The organism is Streptomyces europaeiscabiei (genome assembly GCF_001550375.1).
GTDB classification, from domain to species: Bacteria; Actinomycetota; Actinomycetes; order Streptomycetales; family Streptomycetaceae; genus Streptomyces; species Streptomyces europaeiscabiei.
The window spans coordinates 1-771 of record NZ_LRTR01000658.1 but is presented as its reverse complement, the minus strand read 5'-3'; the positions used below and the strand labels follow the sequence as shown (position 1 = coordinate 771).

General features: G+C 69.0%; 1 protein-coding gene. It reads left to right on the top strand.

Features of this window, described 5'->3' with window-relative positions:
• Nucleotides 1–771: type I polyketide synthase (locus AWZ10_RS32055; RefSeq protein WP_167366008.1), on the top strand; the 771-nt coding region annotated here is incomplete at both ends.

Below are 771 nucleotides of genomic sequence, written 5' to 3'. Positions count from 1 at the left end.
TCCCAGCAGCGGGTGATTCGGGCGGCGTTGGCTGATGCGGGGTTGTCGGCGGCGGATGTGGATGTGGTGGAGGCGCACGGTACGGGGACGAAGCTGGGTGACCCGATCGAGGCGCAGGCGTTGCTGGCGACGTATGGGCAGGAGCGGGTCGGGGACCGGCCGCTGTGGCTGGGGTCGGTGAAGTCCAACATCGGTCACACACAGGCCGCTTCGGGTATGGCCGGTGTCATCAAGATGGTCCAGGCGATGCGACACGGCACCCTGCCCAAGTCCCTGAGAGCGGACCGGCCTTCCCCGATCGTGGACTGGTCGTCGGGTGCGGTGGAGTTGTTGGAACAGGCGCGGGAGTGGGGGGAGAGCGACGGTCGGCCGCGCCGGGCGGGGGTGTCGTCGTTCGGTATCAGCGGTACCAACGCTCACGTCGTCCTGGAAGGGGTGGCCGAGTCCTCCGTTGACGCGGAGAGGTCCGGGAGCGTCGCTGTCGTCCCGCCTTGGCTTCTTTCCGCCCGGACTCCGGCCGCGCTGGCGGAACAGGAGTCCAGGCTCGCGGAGTTCGCCGCTGCCAGTTCTCTCGATCCGGTGGATGTGGCCTGGTCCTTGTGGCGATCCCGGTCGGTGTTCGAGTGCCGGTCGGTGATGGTGGCGGGTGAGCCGGTGTCGTCCGGGGCGGCGCTGAGTGCGGCTGCTTCCGCGGTGTTCGTGTTTCCGGGGCAGGGGTCGCAGTGGGTGGGGATGGCGGTGGGGTTGTTGGATTCCTCGCCGGTGTTCGCG